The sequence below is a fragment of the Ensifer sp. Root423 genome (assembly GCF_001426275.1).
GTDB classification, from domain to species: domain Bacteria; phylum Pseudomonadota; class Alphaproteobacteria; order Rhizobiales; family Rhizobiaceae; genus Ensifer; species Ensifer adhaerens.
Genome location: NZ_LMEG01000043.1, coordinates 24,951 through 45,949, shown reverse-complemented (window position 1 = coordinate 45,949; position 20,999 = coordinate 24,951). Strand labels below are relative to the sequence as shown.

At 63.0% G+C, this 20,999-nt stretch carries 18 protein-coding genes; 9 read left to right on the top strand and 9 right to left on the bottom strand.

The features are described from left to right. Window positions 1-23: 23 nt before the first annotated feature. From melA (ASD01_RS25565) to melA (ASD01_RS25540), 6 genes are all read right to left on the bottom strand, one after another. On the bottom strand, window positions 24-1,397 hold the full coding sequence (gene melA / locus ASD01_RS25565) for an alpha-glucosidase/alpha-galactosidase (protein WP_060529358.1): 1,374 nt from the start codon (window positions 1,395-1,397) through the stop codon (window positions 24-26). Between the two features lie 23 nt (window positions 1,398-1,420). Next, window positions 1,421-3,094, bottom strand: a complete 1,674-nt coding sequence (locus ASD01_RS25560) for an ABC transporter ATP-binding protein (RefSeq protein WP_060644557.1) — start codon at window positions 3,092-3,094, stop codon at window positions 1,421-1,423. A gap of 12 nt (window positions 3,095-3,106) precedes the next feature. Beyond that, on the bottom strand, window positions 3,107-4,234 hold the full coding sequence (locus tag ASD01_RS25555) for an ABC transporter permease (protein WP_060644556.1): 1,128 nt from the start codon (window positions 4,232-4,234) through the stop codon (window positions 3,107-3,109). Further along, window positions 4,231-5,241 carry an ABC transporter permease gene (locus ASD01_RS25550; protein WP_060521888.1) on the bottom strand — a complete coding sequence of 337 codons (1,011 nt, stop codon included), beginning with the start codon at window positions 5,239-5,241 and terminating at the stop codon, window positions 4,231-4,233. Before ASD01_RS25550 ends, ASD01_RS25555 begins: the two co-directional genes overlap by 4 nt. A gap of 69 nt (window positions 5,242-5,310) precedes the next feature. Then, complete coding sequence (locus ASD01_RS25545) at window positions 5,311-7,395, bottom strand: ABC transporter substrate-binding protein (protein WP_060644555.1); 2,085 nt, start codon at window positions 7,393-7,395, stop codon at window positions 5,311-5,313. Between the two features lie 110 nt (window positions 7,396-7,505). Beyond that, window positions 7,506-8,969 carry an alpha-glucosidase/alpha-galactosidase gene (gene melA, locus ASD01_RS25540; RefSeq protein ID WP_060644554.1) on the bottom strand — a complete coding sequence of 488 codons (1,464 nt, stop codon included), beginning with the start codon at window positions 8,967-8,969 and terminating at the stop codon, window positions 7,506-7,508. Between the two features lie 188 nt (window positions 8,970-9,157). On the opposite strand from melA (ASD01_RS25540), the gene ASD01_RS25535 reads away from it, so the two are divergent. Continuing rightward, on the top strand, window positions 9,158-10,099 hold the full coding sequence (locus ASD01_RS25535) for an AraC family transcriptional regulator (RefSeq protein WP_034798432.1): 942 nt from the start codon (window positions 9,158-9,160) through the stop codon (window positions 10,097-10,099). 12 nt (window positions 10,100-10,111) lie between these two features. Here the strand turns inward: ASD01_RS25535 and ASD01_RS25530 are convergent, their stop codons facing one another. Both ASD01_RS25530 and ASD01_RS25525 read right to left on the bottom strand, forming a co-directional pair. Next, entirely contained in the window at window positions 10,112-10,609 is a 498-nt protein-coding gene (locus ASD01_RS25530) for an EVE domain-containing protein (protein WP_159415747.1), read from the bottom strand. A 126-nt stretch (window positions 10,610-10,735) separates the two neighbouring features. Next, on the bottom strand, window positions 10,736-11,455 hold the full coding sequence (locus ASD01_RS25525; RefSeq protein ID WP_060644553.1) for a GNAT family N-acetyltransferase: 720 nt from the start codon (window positions 11,453-11,455) through the stop codon (window positions 10,736-10,738). Between the two features lie 538 nt (window positions 11,456-11,993). Between ASD01_RS25525 and ASD01_RS25520 the strand changes: the two genes are divergently transcribed. Continuing rightward, complete coding sequence (locus ASD01_RS25520; RefSeq protein WP_034798498.1) at window positions 11,994-12,704, top strand: GntR family transcriptional regulator; 711 nt, start codon at window positions 11,994-11,996, stop codon at window positions 12,702-12,704. 113 nt (window positions 12,705-12,817) lie between these two features. Beyond that, complete coding sequence (locus ASD01_RS25515) at window positions 12,818-13,780, top strand: dihydrodipicolinate synthase family protein (RefSeq protein WP_034798428.1); 963 nt, start codon at window positions 12,818-12,820, stop codon at window positions 13,778-13,780. Between the two features lie 102 nt (window positions 13,781-13,882). Here the strand turns inward: ASD01_RS25515 and ASD01_RS25510 are convergent, their stop codons facing one another. Continuing rightward, window positions 13,883-14,920, bottom strand: a complete 1,038-nt coding sequence (locus tag ASD01_RS25510; protein WP_060529351.1) for an Ldh family oxidoreductase — start codon at window positions 14,918-14,920, stop codon at window positions 13,883-13,885. Between the two features lie 156 nt (window positions 14,921-15,076). On the opposite strand from ASD01_RS25510, the gene ASD01_RS25505 reads away from it, so the two are divergent. The 6 genes from ASD01_RS25505 (at window position 15,077) to ASD01_RS25480 (ending at window position 20,995) form a co-directional block, all read left to right on the top strand. Next, complete coding sequence (locus tag ASD01_RS25505; protein ID WP_060644552.1) at window positions 15,077-16,594, top strand: aldehyde dehydrogenase (NADP(+)); 1,518 nt, start codon at window positions 15,077-15,079, stop codon at window positions 16,592-16,594. A 223-nt stretch (window positions 16,595-16,817) separates the two neighbouring features. Continuing rightward, the gene (locus ASD01_RS25500; protein ID WP_034798420.1) at window positions 16,818-17,624 is read left to right on the top strand and encodes an ABC transporter substrate-binding protein; all 807 of its coding nucleotides are present in this window, start codon (window positions 16,818-16,820) and stop codon (window positions 17,622-17,624) included. Window positions 17,625-17,695: 71 nt separating this feature from the next. After that, a complete protein-coding gene (locus ASD01_RS25495) occupies window positions 17,696-18,361 on the top strand; it encodes an amino acid ABC transporter permease (protein ID WP_034798417.1) in 666 nt (221 codons plus the stop codon). Window positions 18,362-18,374: 13 nt separating this feature from the next. After that, the gene (locus ASD01_RS25490; RefSeq protein ID WP_060521882.1) at window positions 18,375-19,025 is read left to right on the top strand and encodes an amino acid ABC transporter permease; all 651 of its coding nucleotides are present in this window, start codon (window positions 18,375-18,377) and stop codon (window positions 19,023-19,025) included. Continuing rightward, a complete protein-coding gene (locus ASD01_RS25485) occupies window positions 19,018-19,740 on the top strand; it encodes an amino acid ABC transporter ATP-binding protein (RefSeq protein WP_034798411.1) in 723 nt (240 codons plus the stop codon). The genes ASD01_RS25490 and ASD01_RS25485 overlap by 8 nt, the downstream gene beginning before the upstream one ends. A 7-nt stretch (window positions 19,741-19,747) precedes the next feature. Further along, window positions 19,748-20,995, top strand: a complete 1,248-nt coding sequence (locus ASD01_RS25480) for an NAD(P)/FAD-dependent oxidoreductase (protein ID WP_034798409.1) — start codon at window positions 19,748-19,750, stop codon at window positions 20,993-20,995. Window positions 20,996-20,999 lie beyond the last annotated feature (4 nt).

The following is a 20,999-nucleotide window of genomic DNA, read 5'->3' as shown; positions in this document are numbered from 1 at the left end:
CGCGGCCTGACCGGGAGAAAAAGTCAGGCTGCCTGGACCTTTTTCGACACGCGCGCCCATTCCGGGATCCAGTCACGATGCGCGACGAGCAGGTCGTCGACGAGCGACCAGATCTGGTCGAGATCGAGTTCGGCCGCCGTGTGCGGATCCATCATTGCGGCGTGGTAGAGATGCTCACGGTTCTCGGTCATGAGCGCCTGAACCGTCAGCTCCTGCACGTTGATGTTGGTGCGGATCAGCGCCGTCAGCTGCGGCGGCAGATCGCCGATGAAGGTCGGCTGGATACCGGAGGCATCGACCAGGCAGGGAACTTCAGCGGCGCAATTTTCCGGCAGCGAGGTGATGCAGCCGTTGTTCCTGAGGTTGCCGTAGATGACGGAGGGTTCGCCGGTCCAGACCGAGTTCATGATCGAAGACGCGTATTCGTGGCTCTCGGCCACTTCGATCGTCTCGGCTTCCTTGAAGGCAGCCGCCTGCCCCTTCCAGCGCTCGATCTGCTCGACGCAGCGCTTCGGGTACTCGTCGAGCGGGATGCCGAACTTCTCGATCAGGTCGGGACGGCCGTCCTTGATGAAATAGGGCGTGTACTCGGCGAAATGCTCGGAGCTTTCGGTGACGAAATAGCCGAGCCGCGTCAGCATCTCGTAGCGCACCTTGTTGGGGCAGCGCGGGTTCCAGTGGCTGGGCTTGGGGAAGCGGCCTTCGCGGTAGCCGCGCACCAGATCCGGATAGAGATCGCGGAAGCTGCCGTCGGCCTGTTTGTGTTCGAACTTGAGGAAGAAGGCCATGTGGTTGATGCCGGCGGCGCGGTAGCGGATCTCCGAAACCGGGATGTCGAGATCGCGTGAAAGCTCGTAGGCCGTGCCCTGGACGGAATGGCAAAGGCCGACCTGACGGATCGTCGGATACTTCTCGGAGATCGCCCAGGTGTTGATCGCCATCGGGTTGACGTATTGCAGCAGGATCGCGTTCGGGCAGACCTGCAGCATGTCCTCGCAGATCTTCCAGAGATGCGGCACGGTGCGAAGGCCGCGCATGATGCCGCCGACGCCGAGCGTATCGGCAATGGTCTGGCGCAGGCCGTACTTCTTCGGCACCTCGAAATCGGTGACCGTGCAGGGCTCAAAGCCGCCGATCTGGAAGGCGACGACGACGAAGTCCGCACCCTCCAGCGCCTTTTTCTGGTTGGAATGGGTCTCGATATCAGCCTTGACGCCGAGCGTGCGCACCAGCTTGCCGGCGACGACCTCGCTTTCGCCGAGGCGCTCGGGGTTCACGTCCATCAGCGCGATCGTCGCGGCCGACAGCGCCGGACGCTGCAGTACGTCGCCGATGATGTTCTTCATGAAGACGGTGGAGCCGGCGCCGATGAAGGTGATCTTGGGTTGTCTGGTCATGGATTGCCTCTCAATTCTAGCGGTCATGCTGCCACATCGAAGGCGGCTCTCACGAGCCTTTCGGTGTAGGCGGTCTTGGGATTGGACAGAATTTCGCTCACCGGCCCCTCCTCGACTATTCTGCCGTGCTGCATCACCACCACCCGATGGCAGAGCGCGCGCACGACCTTGAGGTCATGGGAGATGAAGAGGTAGCTCAAGCCCCGCTCGTCCTGCAGCTTGCGCAGCAGTTCGATGATCTGGGCCTGGACCGAGAGATCGAGCGCCGAAGTCGGCTCGTCGAGCAGGATGAATTCAGGCTCAAGCGCGATGGCCCGGGCGATCGCAATGCGCTGGCGCTGGCCGCCGGAGAACTCATGCGGAAAGCGCGACAGGATGTTGCCCGGCATGCCTGCGGCGTTAAGCGCATCCACCACCCGGTCGAGCCGGTCCTTGCGGTTCTCACCGATGCCGTTGACGACCAGCCCCTCCTCGATGATCTGGCCGATCGACATGCGCGGGTTGAGCGAGGCGAAGGGGTCCTGAAAGACGATCTGGATGCGCGAGCGCAGAGGCCGCATCTGGGTCCGGTCCTTGTCGTGGATCGGGATGCCGTCGAAGTAGATCTCGCCGCCATCGGGGTTGAGCAGGCGGATCAGCGCCTGGCCGAAGGTCGTCTTGCCCGATCCGGATTCGCCGACGAGCCCCAGCGTTTCGTGCTTGCGCAGATTAAGGCTGAGCTTGTCGACCGCGACCAACTCAGAAAACTGCGAGCGGAAAAGACCGCCCTTCTTCAGCATGAAGGAGACCTTCACGTCCCGCCCGTCGAGCATGATCGGGGCGTTGTCCGGTAGCGTTTTAGCCGCACCCGACGGCTCCGACGAGAGCAGCCGTTTGGTATAGGCATGCAACGGGTTGGCGAAGAGCCCGGCCGTGGTGTTGTGCTCCTTCACCTCGCCGTACTGCATGACGTAGACGTAGTCCGAGAACTGCCGAACCACCGTCAGGTCGTGGGTGATCAGGATCACCGCCATGCCGAGCTCGCGCTGCAGGTCTCGGATGAGGTTGAGGATCTGCGCCTGGACGGTGACGTCGAGCGCCGTCGTCGGCTCGTCGGCGATCAGCACATCCGGATCGTTGGCGAGTGCCATCGCGATCATCACCCGCTGGCGCTGGCCGCCGGAGAGCTGGTGTGGATACTGATTGATCCGAAGCTCCGGGTCCGGGATCCGCACGTGGCGCAGGAGCTCCAGCGCCCGCTCGGTCGCGGCGCGTCGGCTTATCCTGCGATGCGCCCGGATCGCCTCGATGATCTGCGTGCCGACCGTGTAGACCGGATTGAGCGAACTCATCGGCTCCTGGAAGATCATCGCAAGGCGATTGCCACGCAAACCGCGCCGCTCACGCGGCGAGAATTTCAGCACGTCCTTGCCGTCATAGTCGATGCGCGATTGGGGGGCGATCGTGGCGCGCTTGGAGAGCAGCCCCATGACGCAGCGCGCGGTAACCGACTTGCCCGAGCCGGACTCGCCGACGATGGCGATGGTCTCGCCGCGGTAGAGCTGGAAGGAAACATCCTTCACCGCCTCCACCGTGCCATGTTCGACCTTGAATCGAACCGCGACATTGCGGGCGTCGATGACCGGCCGGCCATCGCGTTCGGCAAGGTCCCTGCGCTCAAAGGGCGCGGCAGTGAGGACGTCGATTGTCTCTGTCATGATGCGTCCTCCTCAATAGGGATCGATGGCGTCGCGCAGGCCGTCGCCAAGCGCATTGAAGGCGAAGACCGTGACAAGCACGAAGGCCACGGGCGACAGGATCCAGGGATAGGACCCGATGACGGAATAGGTGGAGGTATCCTGCAGCATCAGCCCCCAGGAAATGAGCGGCGGCTTGACCGCAAACCCCAGGAACCCGAGGAAGGATTCAAGCAGCACCACCTGCGGGATCGACAGCGTGACGGCGACGATCACATGGCTCATCACGTTCGGCAGGATGTGCTGGAAGATGATGCGCCGGTCGCTGGCGCCGACGGCGATCGCCGCCCGCACATAGTCGATGCGGGCAAGCGCCAGCGTCTTACCGCGCACCTCGCGCGACATCTGCGCCCAGCCGAGCGCCGACATGACGATGATGACGAAGGCGAGGAAGACATTGGTGGGTGCCGTCACCGGGATCAGCGAGGTCAGCGCCAGATAGAGCGGCAATTGCGGGAAGGCGAGCACCAGTTCGACGAAGCGCTGTGTCCAGACGTCGAAGCGCCCGCCGAAATAGCCCGACGCCATTCCGACGGTCGTGCCGACGACGGTGACGATCGAGACGACGATGAGGGCGATCATCAACGAGATGCGCGAGCCGACGAGAATGCGTGACAGCACGTCGCGGCCAAACTTGTCGGTACCGAGCAGATGCACCGGCGAGCCATCGACCGCGCCAAAGAAATGGCGCTCGGCCGGGATCAGGCCGAAGAGACTGTAGGGCGCGCCCTTGACGAAGAAGCCAAGGATCTGCGGATTGTCGTAGTCGGGGCCGATGATCGGCTGAAAGGTGATCGGGTCGAGTTCCGTACCTTCGCTGAGCGGATAGCTGCGCGGCGAGAAAACGAGGTTGCCGTCCTTGTCGGTAAAGCTGATCGCCTGCGGCGGCGCAAAGGCGACGCCCGTGGCCTTCGGATCGACCGGCGACAGGAAGTCCGCAAAAATAGCCATGAAGAGCAACAGGCCAACGAGCACGAGGCCGAGCATGCCGGTCCAGGAGCGCTTCAGCCGGCGCCAGACGAGCGCAGGATAGCTTTCGTTGTGCTGCTCGTTCTTGGGTTCGACGACGAGCGAAAGGGTTGTTTGCATCTCGACGGTCATGCCGGGGCTCCTCCGAGACGCACGCGCGGATCGAGTGCGGCCAACAGCATGTCGGCGATGATGTTGCCGAGGATAAGGGTCGCCGACAGAACCAGCATGAAGGTGGCGGTGACATAGACGTCGCCCACCCACATGGAGCCGACGATAGCCGGACCGACGGTCGGCAGCGCGAAGATGATCGCCGTCTCGATCTCGCCGGTCAGCATGTAGGGCAGCACAACGCCCTGATACATGATCAGCGGATGCAGGGCATTCGGCACCGCATGGCGCATGACCACCGCGCCTTCGCTCAGGCCCTTCGCCCGGGCGGTTTCGACATATTGCGCGTTCAGCGTGTCGAGCAGATTGCCGCGCATCACCCGCATATTGTAGGCGAGGCCGCCGAAAGTGGCGATCGCCACGACCGGCCAGACATGTTTGACGAGGTCGACGAATTTGTCCCAGGACCAGGGCGCACCGCCATAACGGGCCGAGTGGAAGCTGTTGATTTCGCTCACATTGAAATGGAAGACGAGGATGTAGACGATGATCAGCGCCATCAGGAAGCGGGGCACCGTCATGCCGAGGAAGGCCACCGTCGAAAGCAGGCTGTCGATCCAGGAATACTGCCGTGTCGCGGCGATGATACCGAAGGATATGCCGATGATGGACGCCAGGATGTGGCAGACGAGCGCCAATGCCAGCGTGCGCGGCAGGCGTTCGCCGACGACATCGGCAACAGGCTTGTTGTAATAGAGGCTGTGGCCGAAATCGCCGCGCGTCAGGATGCCGGTCATCCAGTTGACGTATTGAACCGGCAGCGGCTTATCGAGGCCATGCTCCTTGCGATAGGCCTGCGCCTGGGCTTCGGCTTCCTCATAGGATGCGCCACCCTGGTTGATCAGCTGCGAGCGGATGTAATCGCTGTAGTCTCCGGGCGGCGCCTGGATGATGGCGAAGGTCGCCACGCTCAAGACAAGCAGCACCGGAATGGCAGAGGCGATGCGGACAAGCAGAAACCTGAACATGCCGTTTCCTTCTGTCGGTTAAGATGAGGCGCCGCCCCTCCGGCTTGGGGCCGGAGGGGCGGCCTTCGATCAGTTGCTCAGGCTCTTCTCGCCGGGCTTGCCCGGGAGCTGCTCGGCGAAGAGCTCGAAGTCACCCTGCTTGTCGGCGGGGACAAAGAGACGCTCGCGCATGATCGTGTCCTCGGCCCAGTTGAACATGAAGATCGGCGCTCCTGTCGGCACGTTGGCGAAGCGCTTGTTGATGATCAACGCGCCCGGATATTCGGTAAGGCCGACTGTATCGAGGTTCGTCGTCGCGACCTTCTGGTACTGCTTCATCAAGTTCGCGCGCTCGGCATTGTCGTTGGTGGCGATGAACTTGTTGATGATGTCGACGAGTTCCTGTTCGAAGGGCATCAGGTCAAGCTGACCGCCTTCCGGTGCACGGTGGTGCCAGCTGGTGCGCGGACCGGCGGCCGCCAGCTGCGGCGTGTTCTGCACGACGGAGGCATATTCGGCGGCGTTGCGGTGAACCATCCAGTCGAACTTGCCGGCGTAATTGGTCGCGTCCCGCTGCTTGCCGTCCAGCGAGTTCAGAACCACCCGGAGGCCGAGCTTTTCCATCTGGCCGATAAGACCCTCGGCCAGGTTGCGGTCGGTCGCATAGCTGTTGTCGATCAGAAGCACGATCTCCACGTCCTTACCGCCGGCCTTGCCGTCCGCGAAGTTGACGAAGCCGTTGCCGTCGGTGTCCTTCAGCCCCGCCTTTTCGAGCAGAGCCTTGGCGCCATCGAGGTCGAAGGGATAGTAGACGGTCGATTCCCGGTCGTAGAAGCTGGTGCCGGAGGAAAGCCCGCCGGGATAGATCGCGGTGAAGGGGCCCTTTACGAGCGCCTCGCCGAGCTTCTTGCGGTCGACCGCCATGGTCACCGCCTTGCGGAAATCCTCGTTGCGGTTGAGTTCACGCACGGCCTGGGCGCGTTCGTCCGGCTCCCCCCAGCCATTGGCCGAGAAGTTCATGTGCAGATTGTAGCCGATGAGGCGCGGGCCGAAGGCAAGCCGGGCGGGGGCCGTATCCTGGGCGGCGCGCTTCAGCGACTCCACGAAGTTTTCCGGCTGCTCGAGGTTCGAGAGATCGGCGGAACCTGCAATCGCCTGTACGTCGCGGTCGGCCCAGGTCGAGAGCTTGTAGTGCAGCTCGTTGATGTAGGGCAGCTGGTTGCCGGCCTCATCGACCTTCCAATAGTACGGGTTCCGGCGCAGCACGATGATATCGTCGGGGCGATAGGCGACAGGGACCCAGGCACCCATGACCGGGATGTTCATGTACTCGGGCGGGAAGGCATTCTTGTACTGGTCGTAGGTGGTACCGGCGTATTTCGGATGCTTGGCCTTGAGAATATGCGACGGGCCGGGGCAGAAGGTGCCATAGGCCATGGCATAGAGATGCTGGCGCGGGAAAGCCTCCTTGAAGGTCCACTCGACCGTATACTGGTCGATCTTCTTCAGCGTCGTGCCGGCGCCGAAGGTCTCCGGCGTCGCGCCGTTCAGCGGCGTCACGCTCGGGTCGAGCACGTTGTCTTCCCAGTAGAACATTACGTCGTCGGCATCGAAGAGGTCGCCATCCGACCACTTGGCGCCCTCGACCAGATGCATCGTCAGCTTGTGGCCGTCAGAAGACCAGTCCCAGCTCTTGGCAAGGTTCGGCAGAGGCTCGACGTCCTTCGCTTCCACCTGGAAGAGCGGCGCCGTACGCGTCAGGCATTCGGACATGCCGATATCGATGCCCCCCCACCCCTGGCTCTGGCCGGCTGAATAGTTCCAGCCCTCGGGACGACCGCCGATGACGTGGCGCAGCGTGTCGCCATAGACACCGACGCCATCAGGCATGTTGCCGGTCTTGAAGACCATCGGCTCCTTCGGCAGCCGTTCGGCGACCGGCGGCAGCTTGCCGGTCTTGACGTATTTCTCGGTAACCCAGGCCGGTTCCTTGTATTCCGGCAGCGCCTTGAACTCGGCGATCGAGTCGCGCGGCACATAGGTGATCTTGCCCTCGGCCGGAAAGGCCGGCTGCTGGGGCACGACGGTCGGCTCGGAAGCGGTCGCCTCCAAGGCAAAGGTCGAGATGCCGACAAGCAGCAGGCTCGCCATTTTCATCAGTCTGTGGCTGGTCATTGGCTTAGATTCTCCCTCTTTGCCGCGCCGGGACGCGGCCTCCTCCTTGAAAAGTCTGCGCTTCAGGCAGCGCTGCCCACGTCTCCTCACGGAAGCAGCGCTGCAATCGATCAGCCGGCGGCGCGGACCTGACGCTCGGCGCGCAACTCGTCGAGCGAACGCACCTCACGCCGCGCAGCGCCATTCCACTCGCGCGTCTTGACGGTTGCGCGGCCAAGTCGCTCCTTGGCGCCGTCGATGGCATGGGCGTATTGCGGCAGCCACTGGCTTTGAGCGACCACCATCTCGTCGACCATCTGCCAAACCTCCTCCGGTGTGCAGATGGCGCCGACCAGCGGATCATGCAGCATCGCCAGCTTTAGAAGATCGAGATCGCCGGTCACGGCCGCATGGACCGACATGCGCTGGACGTTGATCGAGGAAAGGCAGGTGGCGGCACAGGCCTCGGGAAGGGTGATGCCCGAGACCATGTTGATGCCGAAGCGATCGACGAAGCCGGGGGATTCGATGATGGCGTCGGCAGGCAGGTTGGTGATCACGCCATCGTTCTTGACGTTGAAATGGCCGCGATAGACCCGGCCCGTTTCCAGGGCCTCGAGAATATGGCTCGCATGTTCGTTCGAGCGCTTCTGATGGTCGAGCGGCCGGCCGGCTGCTTCGAGGAACTGCGGAAACTCGGTTTCGAACCAGTTGCGCGTCTCGGTCGAATGCCTGAGATAGCCGCCGGTCTCGCCGTGAATCCAGTCGGACATATCGATCCAGCGGGTAATTTCCTCCGGGCGCTTGCGATACCAGGGAAGATATTCGGAGAGATGGCCGTTGCTCTCGGTCGAATAGACGCCGAACCGCTTCAGCACGTCGATGCGGAGCTTCTCCTGCTTGGAGAACACCGGGTGCGCCTCGAAGGCCGCAACCAACTCGTCCTTGCCGATCCTGCGGCCCTTCAGCCTCACGTCGACGAACCAGGTCTGATGGTTGATACCCGAGCAGATGTAGTCGAGTTCGCCCTCGCCGGCTCCCAAGATTTCGGCGATCTGCTCGCCGCCGTGCTGAACACCGTGGCAGAGCCCGACCGTATCGACCTTGCCGTATTCGATCGCCGCCCAGGTGTTCATCGCCATCGGGTTGGCATAGTTCAGGAACTTGGCACCCGGTTCGGCGACCGCGCGGATATCCCGGCAGAAGTCGAGGATGACGGGGACGTTGCGCTGGCCGTAGAGGATGCCGCCGGCGCAGATCGTATCGCCGACGCATTGGTCGACGCCATATTTAAGGGGGATGCGGATGTCGTCGGCATAGGCTTCGAGCCCGCCGACACGGACGCAGCTGATGATGTAGCGGGCGCCTTCGAGCGCTTTCAGCCGGTCGGTGGTTGCCGTGACCTTCGTCGGCAGGCGGTTGACTTCGACAATCCGGTCGAGGATCGCCTTGATCATCTCCAGATTGGGGGCGCTGAGATCTGTCAGCGCAACCTCGATGTCGCGCAATTCCGGCACGGCGAGAATGTCGGTGAAGAGCTTCTTGGTGAAGCCTATGCTGCCGGCGCCGATAATGGCGATCTTGAATGTTGCCATGCCCTCACTCCTCATGCACTGCATGCATCTCTGACAAAGGGTAAAATCAATTCACGGTTTTTCACCGTCTCTGCGCGCAACTTCGATGCATCCCCTCATTTCTTACGGGCCAAAAGCACCGCCTGTTGCGCTGTTGGTGGTCATTATGTGTATAATCGCCGACCCCGCCAGAGCGGTATTGTGCTTTCATGGGTAATTTTATGCTGCAAGAATTGATCGACAACGGCCCGGTTATGCGCACCGTTTCGCTGCCGCGGGGACGCCAGAGCCTGCACGCGATGCCGACCAGCACCGGCTATGAAATCCGCAACAATGCGACCTATGACTGGGACGGCAGAAAGCGCGGAAACACGCCCTTTACCGTGCTCCAGCATACGATCGCGGGTGCCGGAAACCTGCGATACGAAAACCGCAGCTATCGGGTGCGCGAGGGCGAGACGCTGCTCCTGCTCGTGCCGCACAATCATCGCTACTGGCTGGAAGACGGCGGGCGCTGGGAGTTCTTCTGGATCTCGATGAACGGCGACGAGGCGCTGCGCATCCACCGCGCCCTGCTCGCCGTCACCGGTCCGGTATTGAAGCTGCAACCGGAAACGATCGAGCATCTGGCCGACTGCAGTCTGCGGCTGATCCGCGGCGGCGAGACGCCAGGCAGAGCCTCGGCGATTGCCTACGAGGCGGCGATGGCACTCTACGACGACGTCTTCGGCTCGCACCCGGTGTTCAGCCATGAACACAGGACGATGCACCGCGTCGTCGACCACATCATGAACAACCTGCAGAACCCGCTTCCGGTGGAGGAACTGGCGCGCGTGTCGGGATTGAGCCGGGCGCATTTCTCGCGCGTCTTCGCCGCCAGCGAAGGCATGGCGCCGGCCGAATATGTGCTGCAGAAGCGCCTGCAGCGCGCGGTAAAACTGCTGACGAAAACCGCAAGCCTTCCGGTCAAGGAAGTGGCCATTCTCTCGGGCTTCGAAGACCCCAACTATTTCGCCAAGGTGTTCCGCCGCTCCTTCGGTCTGAGCCCGACGGAATTCAGAACCACCGGCATGTATGCCAGCATCGCCGCCGGCTCGGTGGAGCAAGCGGTCGACACGGCGGAGGACGCAACGGTGCTGCTGCCCGGTTGAGGACGCGAACGATCAGCCGGCGAGCTGCTGGCGAAAGGCCGGCACCCTCGGGAAAACCATGCCGAGGTCTGCATGCATGGCCCGCGCGATCACGCGGAAGTCACGCTCGCTGATGGCAAGATGACCAAGACGAAGCTTCTGGTCCCAGTTACGGTTGCCTTCGGCAAATTCCAGGCTGTCGAGCCACGGCCGAACCGGCGCCTCCATGCTGTCGGCCCAGTCGATGTCGCCACGATGCGGGGCGACACCGCCCATGGCAAAGAAGTAGGGCGGGCGCTCCTTGACGACACCGATGGCGGCAAAACAGGCAAGCCCCGCCCTGCCATTGAAGGCGGCGTTGGGCGCATAACCGATGAAGCCGTCACCCGCCTTCATGCGCGTCATCGCCTGGACATTGCCGTAGCCGTAGCCAAAGCGAGAGAAGCCGTCTTCCGCAGCATGCTGCAGGTCATCGCCGGAAACCGCGCCGATCCAGAAATTGCGCTCGCCCGACCTGTTTGCTGCACCCATCTGAAACATATCCTGCGCCGACATCTGCAATCCCTCGATCTCTTATCCTGGGACCACTTTACGCGCGACCCCTGCCAGATTCTGTCAGCATCGTTTTGACGACCGGGCATACCGTCAAGCCGCGTCTCAGCCGTCTTCGGAGGGCGCTTCCCATTGACCAAAAAGCGTCACGCCTACGGCTCCCGCAAGCGCCACCGACGCGTGGTTGTCGAGTTGGCAGCGATATTGCGGTTGGTAGCCCTTTTCGAGGGCGGCCCTGCTGATTGCGCGCACGACCTTGCGGGCGTGGCCCTTACCCCTATCGGACACAAGCGTCAGCACGCCGAGATCGGCGATCTGCCGCTCCTGCCAGGGATACATGCTCGCGGCACAGACCAGTCTGTCACCATCGAAGGCTCCGTAGACCAACCAGTGATCCCGTTCGACATAGGCTGCATCGAGATCCTCTTCCGAGGCGGAGCCCTGGAACAGGGCGAACGCGGCCGCATCCTTCGCCGTGAGCGCGCGCACATGGTCGCTCGAATTCTCCCGCAACAGCACAGCCTTATCCGCTTCGGTGAAGTAGAAGAGCTTGTCAGCACCGTTCAGGACGATGCCGGCATCGCACAGCCCTTGGCGAAGGGTCGCTTCGGTGAGCACCTGCCCCGCCGCCGACGACAGCGCGGCGCCGAGCGCCGGGGACAGGGCCACGATCACGCCGTTTTCAGCAGTGTGCAGCACCATGGCCGGGCTGTCCTCGTCGAGGTCGGGATTGACCACGACGGTAAACCGATCCGCGCTTGCGAGAACATCGCCCGCAAAGGACGCGTTCCAGAAATCGGTAATCTCAGGGGAAAACGGCGGCATGGCACTCAGTCTCTTGAACGAACACCGCGCCTGTCGGCGGCAAGCGGCGCAATTAATGGAGTAGTCGATTAATCAAATCGCAGTGCCAGCGATGTGTGGGACGACAATGGCGCAATGAAGGCGCCAAAAAACAAAAGCGCCCGCAGCAGATGCAGGCGCTTGGCAATTATTCAGTCTTTAAGATCGCCTTAGCGGGCGAAGGCCGTACGTGCGACGCGGTCGATGTCGGCGCGTTCGATGCCGAGGTCGCGAAGTTCGCTGGAGCGTGCGATGTTCATTTGATCCCCCTTTCAATGGGCTTTCGAAGCCTGGCTGCCAGTCCGTGGCGCCTCGTTTCGCTTCGATGAACACCTTATATCTCAGGCTTTCCGTAAGTTGCAGCGCTCAAAACTCAGCGCTCCCATGTGGGAAACGCATGGGTCGCCACAACAACCTGTGCACGCAGATGCGGATAACAGCTTCGCGCAATGACGGCAGCAGAAACTGTTGATCCCGGCGACAGAGACAAGTATTTCTTTTGTCGACAAAGGAATCTGACATGACCGATATCGACACCGACAACAGCCCCATCCCGGAGCGTAAGCGCGGCTCCGGCGTAAAGATGGTCTATGACCTCTTGCGCGACGAGATCCTCGACCTGGTGCTGCCGCCGGGCAGCCCGATCGACGAAGTGCAGCTTGCCGAGCGGCTGAAGATGTCGCGCACGCCGATCCGCGAGGCGCTGGTGCGTCTTGCCGGCGAAGGGCTGATCGACACGCTGCCGAACCGCTCGACGATGGTCGCGAACATCGACTTCCTCAATCTCAATCCGTTCTTCGACGCTCTGGTGCTGATGTACCGCGTCACCACGCGGCTTGCGGCGCAGAACCACCGCCCGGAAGACCTGGCGATCATTCGTGGCTTCCACGAAGACTATGCGGCAGCCGTGCAGACGCGCGACCCGCTCACGATGATCGCCACCAACGCCGCCTTCCATGCGGCAATCGCGGAAAGCGGACGCAACCCCTATTTCACCAGCCTGTTCCGCCGGCTGCTGGACGAAGGGCGGCGCATTCTCCGTCTCTATTATCAGTCCTATGATGAGCAGTTCCCCCAGCGCTTCGTCGACGAGCATGCGGCCATGATCGCCGCGATCGCCGCGCGCGACGTCGAGGCTGCGGATCGGCTGGGCAAGGCGCATGCTGAGCAGATCGTCGAGCAGGTGCAGAAGCTTTTTGCCCGCAACAACAAGCTCGATATCGCTTTGTAGCGAGCTTTGTATTTTTCTTGTCGACAAATAAAATACAAACAGCTATTGTCTGGATCAAAGGCAAGGGCGCAGGTGCGCCGCTGCCCTGAAGACAAAGCCGAGAGGAGTTTCAGATGAAGGCTCAGATTTTCACCGGCGTCATCCCGGCGCTGATGACCCCCTGCAAGGAAGACCGCACCCCCGATTTCGACGCGCTGGTGCGCAAGGGCAAGGAGCTGATCGCTCAAGGCATGTCCGCCGTCGTCTACTGCGGCTCGATGGGTGACTGGCCGCTCCTGACCGACGAACAGCGCATGGAAGGCGTCGAGCGCCTCGTCAAGGCCGGCATTCCGGTTATCGTCGGCACCGGCGCCGTCAACACTGCTTCGGCCGTCGCTCACGCGGCACATGCCGAGAAGGTCGGCGCCCAGGGCCTGATGGTCATCCCGCGCGTGCTTTCGCGCGGCTCGGTTGTCGCTGCCCAGAAGAACCACTTCAAGGCCATTCTCTCGGCCGCCCCGAGCCTGCCGGCTGTCATCTACAACAGCCCGTACTACGGCTTCGCCACCCGCGCCGACCTATTCTTCGCGCTGCGCGCCGAACATCCGAACCTCGTCGGCTTCAAGGAATTCGGCGGCGCTGCCGACATGCGCTATGCGGCCGAGAACATCACCAGCCGTGACGATGGCGTCTCGCTGATGATCGGTGTCGACACGGCCGTTTTCCACGGCTTCGTCAACTGCGGCGCAACCGGTGCCATCACCGGCATCGGCTGCGTTCTGCCGAAGGAAGTCATCCACATGTGCAACCTGTCGCGTGCCGCCGCCGAAGGCGACGTCGACGCACGTCTGCGCGCACTGGAACTGGAACAGGCGCTCGCCGTTCTCTCGTCCTTCGACGAAGGTCCGGACCTCGTTCTCTACTTCAAGCATATGATGGTGCTGAAGGGCGACAAGGAATACACGCTGCACTTCAACGAGAGCGACGTTCTCTCCGACAGCCAGCGCGGCTACGTCGAAGCCCAGTTCAAGCTGTTCAACAGCTGGTACGCCGAGTGGAGCAAGCTCCCGGGCGCGGTGCAGAAGTACAAGGCCTGATCGCTCGATCGGCACTCAAATAGAAAAGGCCCTCCGGTTGGAGGGCCTTTTTCGTTTGGCAGTCTCGACGGGTCGATGACCGACGAAAAGGTTAGCCGTCGCTTACGCGACGGCGTCCAGTCCAAGAGCAAGCAGCCGCTCGAGCTGCTCGATTTCAGCCGTGTTGAGAACGACACCTTCGGCTTCCGACTTGGCGCGCGCCACGAAGCGACGCTGCGACGGCAGGCGGGCACCCTGGCCGACGATCGCCTCAAACAGCACTTCCGCACGGGCGAAGGGATTGCCCGGGCGTCCGGCTGCAAATTTCTCCGGCGAGAAGGCGACGATCAGTTCGCCGTGGAACGGTGCAAGCGTCGTGGTGCCGAGATAGTCGAGCACTTCCGGGCTCGTCAGGTCGCCGATCATGATGCCGGCGAGAAGCTCGACCATGGTGCCGATCGCCGAGCCCTTGTGGCCACCGAAGGGCAGCATGGCGCCGGCAAGCGCTGCTTCCGGATCGGTCGTCGGATTGCCTTCGGCATCGATCGCCCAGCCCTCCGGCAAGGGCTTGCCGGCACGGCGGTGCAGTTCGATCTCACCGCGGGCGGCAACCGAGGTGGCGAAGTCGAAGACGTAAGGCGGCTTGTTTTCGCGCGGCCAGCCGAAGGCGAAGGGGTTGGTGCCGAGCAGCGGCTTGTTGCCGCCGGTCGGCGCAACGGTCGCATAGCTCGGGCACATGACGAGGCCGGCAAGTCCCTCGCCGGTCAGGCCTTCGACCTCAGGCCAGAGCGCCGAAAAATGGGTGCAATCATTGATGACGAGCGCGGCGATGCCCAGCGAGCGAGCGCGTTCGGCGAGAACCGGCAGGCCGAGCTCGAAGGCGGGATTGGCAAAACCGCCCTTGGCGTTGACCTTGACGATAGCGGAACCTTCGCCCGCTTCGAGCTCCGGTGTTGCATCCGGCTTCACCTTGCCCGCCTTGACGGTGCGAAGCGCTCCTTCGATGCGGTAGATGCCATGCGACTTGCAGGCATCCCGCTCGCCGGCGACGATCACGCGGGCCAGTGCACCGGCCTGAATGGCGTTGAGCCCCGCCTTCAGGAAGATCGCCTCGACGCGCTCGAAAAGTGCTGCGATCGTCAGGGTGTTGGTTTCGCTCATCTCTCTCCCTCTCAAATGCTGCGCCTGATCCGGAAGGGCCAGTCAGGCGATTGATGTTCTGCATACATATAGTATACAAAGATCCGACAAGTGCAATTCAGCCATGATCCCCTCTGCCAGAAAAGGCAATCCGGGATCGAACGAAAGGATCGGCAGATGGCCTTCACCCCCAAAGGAAAACACCTTGTCGCCGGCGAATGGCTCGACGGCGCGGGCACCTTCGCATCGGCACCCGCCCACGGTCCGGTCCATCAGTTCGCCACCGGCACCGTGGAACTGGTCAACCGCGCAGCTGAAGCTGCCGAAGAAGCCTTCCTGAGCTATGGCTATTCGACCCGGACCGAGCGCGCCGCCTTCCTGCGCGCCATCGCCGACGAGATCGAGGCACGCGCCGAAGCGATCACCGAAATTGGCACCCAGGAAACCGGCCTGCCGGAAGCGCGCCTGCAGGGCGAACGCGGCCGCACTACCGGCCAACTCCGTCTCTTTGCGGACCACATCGAAAAGGGTGAATATCTCGACCGCCGTTTCGATGCGGCCCTGCCCGAGCGTCAGCCAGCGCCGCGCCCGGAAATCCGCCTTATCCAGCGCCCGATCGGCCCGGTCGCCGTCTTCGGCGCCTCGAACTTCCCGCTGGCCTTCTCGACCGCCGGCGGCGACACGGCTGCAGCCCTTGCTGCCGGCTGCCCCGTGGTCGTCAAGGGCCACTCGGCCCATCCGGGCACCGGTGAGATCGTTGCGCAGGCCGTCGAGGCCGCGATCCGCAAGACCGGCGTTCACCCGGGCGTCTTCTCGCTGATCCAGGGCGGCAACCGCCAGGTCGGCGAAGCACTTGTCCAGCATCCGCTGATCAAGGCCGTCGGCTTCACCGGCTCGCTCGCCGGTGGCCGCGCGCTCTTCAATCTCTGCGCCGCACGTCCGGAGCCGATACCGTTCTTCGGCGAGCTCGGCTCGGTCAACCCGATGTTCCTGCTGCCGGAAGCACTGAAGGCACGCGCCGAGACACTCGGCCAGGGTTGGGCCGGTTCGCTGACCATGGGTGCCGGCCAGTTCTGCACCAACCCCGGCATCGCCGTTGTTGTCGAAGGTGCTGACGCCGATCGCTTCACCACGGCCGCCGTCGAAGCGCTCGGCAAGGTCGCGCCGCAGACGATGCTGACGGACGGCATTGCCAAGGCCTATCACGAGGGCCAGGCGCGCTTTGAAAGCCGCAACACCGTGAAGCCGCTGCTGACGACCGAATCGTCCGGCCGCTCGGTCTCGCCGAACCTGTTCGAAACGACCGGCGACCAGTTCCTGGCCGACCATGCGCTCGGCGAAGAGGTGTTCGGTCCGCTCGGCCTCGTCGTTCGCGTCGGTTCGACCTCTGAAATGGAACAGCTTGCCCGCGGCTTCGAGGGACAGCTGACCACCACCATCCACATGGATGCGACCGATCTCGAGACCGCCCGTCGTCTGCGCCCGATCCTTGAGCGCAAGGCAGGCCGGGTGCTCGTCAACGGCTTTCCGACCGGCGTCGAGGTGGTGGATTCGATGGTGCATGGCGGACCCTATCCGGCCTCGACCAACTTCGGCGCAACCAGCGTCGGTACCCTGTCGATCCGCCGTTTCCTGCGCCCGGTCGCCTACCAGAACATGCCGGAAGGCCTGCTGCCCGAAGACTTCGAGGGCTAAGGCACTCGCCGACAGCTGCGGGTGCCTGCCGCCCGCAGCCGCAAGACACGACAGATCGCTGCGCAGGCATCCCATTTGACGAAACAAATGGGATGCCTGCGCGCGTTCTGCGTTATGAACTTATACTTTTTGTATACTAATTGTATTTTTCTATTGATTTGTGCTCTCTAAAACGGAATAGTGCCTCAGCCGTCAAACGGCACTCATTTCAGGGAGAGAGAAAATGAAGACTTCGGTGCTCGCGCTCGGCCTCGTTGCGGCCGCTGCTCTGACCAGCCAGGCCCATGCCGACAAGCTGGATGACGTCATCGGCTCGGGTACGCTGCGTTGCGCAGTCGTGCTCGACTTCCCGCCGATGGGTTCTCGCGACGAGAACAACAACCCGATCGGTTTCGACGTCGACTACTGCAACGACCTTGCCAAGGCACTCGGCGTCACCGCCGAAATCGTCGAGACCCCGTTCCCGGAGCGCATTCCCGCCCTGATGTCGGGCCGTGTCGACGTCGGCGTTGCCTCGACCTCGGACACGCTTGAGCGCGCCAAGACCGTCGGCATGACGATCCCCTACTTCGCCTTCGAAATGGCTGTCACCGCCAACGAGAAGTCGGGCGTCAAGTCCTTCGAAGACATGAAGGGCAAGGTTGTCGGCGCGACCGCCGGCACGTTCGAAGCGATCGCTCTCGAAAAGCAGGTCAAGGAATGGGGCGCCGGTGAGTTCCGTCCGTACCAGACCCAGGCGGACGTCTTCCTCGCGCTCAGCCAGGGCCAGATCGACGCCACGGTTTCGACCTCGACCGTCGCCCAGGCCAACGTGAAGGGCGGCAAGTTCGCCGGCATCTCCGTCGTCGGCAAGGCTCCGTTCGACACCGACTACGTCGCGCTCTTCACCAACCGCGAAGAATACGGCTTCATCAACTTCCTCAACCTCTTCATCAACCAGCAGGTCCGCACCGGCCGCTACGCTGAACTTTACGAAAAGTGGGTCGGCGGCGAACTTCCGGACCTTACGGCTAAGGGCGTTTACCGCTAATATGCCGTTTATCTGGCGGCGCGAAGTTTAGCTTCGCGCCGCTATTCGTTTCCGAAGAGGTGAGACGAAACATGTTCAGCTATACCTTTCATTGGAACCAGGCGCTGAAAGCCCTGCCACAGATGCTCGACGGAGCGCTGGTCACCCTGCAGGTGGCTCTGCTCTCGATGGTCATCGGCCTGGCACTGGCGCTCGCGCTGACGGCTTGCCGCCTGTCGGGCAATCGCATCCTCGGTGGTTTTGCCACCGCCTGGGTCGAAATCGCCCGCAACACGCCGGCGCTGTTCCAGATCTACATGGCCCATTTCGGCCTCGGCAATTTCGGTATCCACCTGAGCCCCTATACGGCGCTGCTCGCGGGGATCGCCTTCAACAATGCCGGTTATCTCGCCGAAAACTTCCGCGGCGCCCTCAAGGCCATTCCCGATACCCAGGCGCGGGCCGGCCGCTCGCTCGGCATGACCCCGGTGCAGGCCTTCCGCTACATCGTGCTGCCGCAGATGCTGCGCATCGCCTTCCTGCCCGTCACCAACCAGATGGTCTGGGCGATCCTGATGACCTCGCTTGGCGTTACCGTCGGCATGAACACCGACCTTGCCGGCATCACCCAGGAACTGAACGCCCGTTCGTTCCGCACCTTCGAATTCTTCGCGATCGCGGCGATCATCTACTACCTGATCGCCAAGGCCGTGACGCTGGGCGCGCGCCTGCTCGCCGCGCGCATGTTCCGCTACTAAGGAGAGGTGAGAGATGTTCAATACCGCCCTCACCCTCGCTGATCTCGGCTTCCTGCTGCAGGGCGCCTTGATGACGCTCGCGGTCACCGCCGTCTCGGTTACCGCCGGCACCGTGCTCGGCATCATCTTCGGCGTCGTGCGCAACCAGGTCGGCCCCTATTGGGCCTCCCCGCTCACCTTCGTGCTCGACATCTTCCGTTCGGTGCCGCTGCTGATCCAGCTGGTTCTTGCCAATGCCTTCCAGGCGATCGCCAAGCTCGGCTGGGCACCGTTCACGACCTCCTGCGTGGTGCTGTCGCTCTATACGGCCGCCTATTGCACTGAGATCGTTCGTGGCGGCATCTCTTCCGTGCCACCGACGACGCGCCGCGCCGCCCGCTCGCTCGGCATGACCTGGTGGCAGGACATGCGCTACATCGTGGCGCCGCTTGCGACCCGCGTTTCGCTGCCGTCCTGGATCGGCCTGACGCTCGGCGTCATGAAGGACTCCGCACTCGTCCTCTGGCTCGGCCTGATCGAACTCTTGCGCGCCTCGCAGGTGCTCGTCACCCGCCTGCAGGAACCGCTGCTGATCCTTCTGATCTGCGGCGCCATCTACTTCCTTATCAGCTTCCCGATCGCCCGGCTCGGCGGTTACCTTGAAAAACGGTGGTCCAATGATTGAGATCCAGAACGTTCGCAAATCCTTCGGCTCGCTGGAGGTTCTCAAAGGCATCGACCTCACCGTCAACAAGGGCGAGGTGCTGACCATCATTGGCGGCTCCGGTTCCGGCAAGTCGACCCTGCTGACCTGCATCAACGGTCTCGAGCCGATCGATGCCGGCCGCATCCTCGTCGACGGCACCGAGGTCCACGCGAAATCAACAAACCTCAACAAGCTGCGCAGCAAGCTCGGCATCGTCTTCCAGCAGTTCAATGCTTTCCCGCACCTGACCGTGCTTGAAAACGTCATGCTGGCGCCGCGCAAGGTGCTCGGCCTCTCCAAGGAAAAGGCCGAGGAGAACGCCGTCAAGCAGCTCACGCACGTCGGCCTCGGCGAGAAGCTCGGCGTCTATCCAACCCGCATGTCGGGCGGCCAGCAGCAGCGCATGGCGATCGCCCGCGCACTCGCAATGTCGCCGGAATACATGCTGTTTGACGAAGTGACCTCGGCGCTCGATCCGCAGCTCGTCGGCGAAGTGCTCGACACGCTGCGCATGCTGGCCTCCGAGGGCATGACGATGATTTGCGTCACCCATGAAATGAAGTTTGCCCGCGAAGTTTCCGACCGCGTCGCCTTCTTCCACAAGGGCGTGATGGCGGAAATCGCCGCACCGGAAGCGCTCTTCGGCGCGCCGAAGGATCCGGAACTCCAAAAGTTCCTCGCAGCGACGCACTGAGCCGATCATGAAGGATGCAGTTCAGCCTGACGTCATCGTCATCGGCGCCGGCGTTGTCGGCCTTTCTGCGGCGATCGCCGCCCAGGCACGGGGACTTTCCGTCACCGTGCTCGACCGGGAAGGCCCGGCAGCAGGTGCCTCGGCGGGCAATGCCGGGGCCTTCGCCTTCACCGACATCCTGCCGCTCGCGTCACCCGGCATCCTGAAGAAGGCGCCGAAGTGGCTGCTCGACCCGCTTGGGCCCTTGAGCGTGCCACCGGCCTATGCGGCACAGATCGCGCCGTGGATGTTCCGCTTCTGGCGCGCCTGCTCGGCAAGCCGCGTGGCCCATTCGACGACCGCCCAGACGGCGATGATGGACCTCTCCAAGGCTGAGCTCGAGCCTTTCCTCGCCGAAACCGGCACCCTGCCGATGCTGCGCAAGGAAGGCAATCTGCAGGTCTATGAAAGCGAAGCCGAGCTGAAGGCCTCTCTTCCCGGCTGGACCGCGCGAGCCGAACACGGCATCGAGTTCCGACACATGGGCGCGGCCGAGATGGCCGAGATCCAGCCTGGTCTCGCATCGCGCTTCACCCATGGCACCTTTACCCCCGGCTGGTATTCCATCGCCGATCCCAAGCTCTACACGCTGGCGCTGGCAGACCATTTCCGCGCCAAGGGAGGTGTGATCGAGCGTGCCGAAGTTACGGCACTGAAGCCGATCGAAGGTGGCGTCGAACTGACGGCCGACGGCAAGACGCGGCGGGCAGAACAGGTCGTGCTTTCAGCCGGCGCGTTCTCGCACCAGGTCGCCCGTACGCTCGGCGAGCGTATCCCGCTCGAAACCGAGCGCGGCTACAACACCACGCTGCCGCAGGATGCCTTCGATCTGCGCACCCAGGTAACCTTCGGCGGACACGGCTTCGTCGTCACCAGGCTTTCGACCGGTATCCGCGTCGGCGGCGCCGTCGAACTCGGCGGGCTGAAGCTGCCGCCGAACTTCCGCCGCTCGGAAGCCATGCTGAAGAAGGCGCAAGCCTTCCTGCCGGGCTTCAAGAGCGAGGGAGGCGTGCAATGGATGGGCTTCCGCCCGTCGCTGCCCGACAGCCTTCCGGCGATCGGCCGCGCCCGCGCCACCGGCCGCGTCGTCTACGCCTTCGGCCACGGCCATCTCGGTCTCACGCAATCGGCCGGCACCGCACGGCTCGTTGCCGACCTGCTCACCGGCCGGCGGCCGGCGATCGATATCAGTTCCTTCTCGCCCCAACGTTTCTGACAGA